This is a genomic window from Stenotrophomonas sp. 3diitr2024 (genome assembly GCF_042136455.1).
Classification (GTDB): Bacteria; Pseudomonadota; Gammaproteobacteria; order Xanthomonadales; family Xanthomonadaceae; genus Stenotrophomonas; species Stenotrophomonas sepilia.
On sequence record NZ_JBHHMJ010000407.1, the window covers coordinates 1 to 359 of the forward strand.

The 359-nt window shown below is 66.6% G+C and carries 1 protein-coding gene; it reads left to right on the forward strand.

Annotation, left to right across the window (positions count from 1 at the left end; genetic code table 11):
- A partial coding sequence (locus ABGA94_RS10125) for a class I fructose-bisphosphate aldolase (RefSeq protein ID WP_375367188.1) occupies window positions 1-359 on the forward strand: 359 nt, incomplete at both ends.

The following is a 359-nucleotide window of genomic DNA, read 5'->3' on the forward strand; positions in this document are numbered from 1 at the left end:
GGCACCAACATGGACCAGGCCAGCCTGGAGGTGCGTGACAAGATGGAAGCGCTGAACCTGCCGCTGGAGGCCAAGGCTCCGGTGCTGCTGCGCTTCAATCCGTCCACCGAGCACCTGAACGCGATGAACCAGCTGGGCAACCTGCCGTGGCCGCTGAGCTTCTCCTACGGCCGCGCCAAGCAGCAGGCCGCGTTGAAGCTGTGGGCCAAGGACATGAAGGGCAACTACGCTGCTGCCCGGTTATGCCGTGGTGGTACTGATGGCGGCGCTGGATGCGATCGATGCCATCGCGCCGCGCTTGCAGGTCGTGGCCGACGGCCTGGAGACCGCCCCCTTCCGTGCGGCGTTCATTGCCGCGC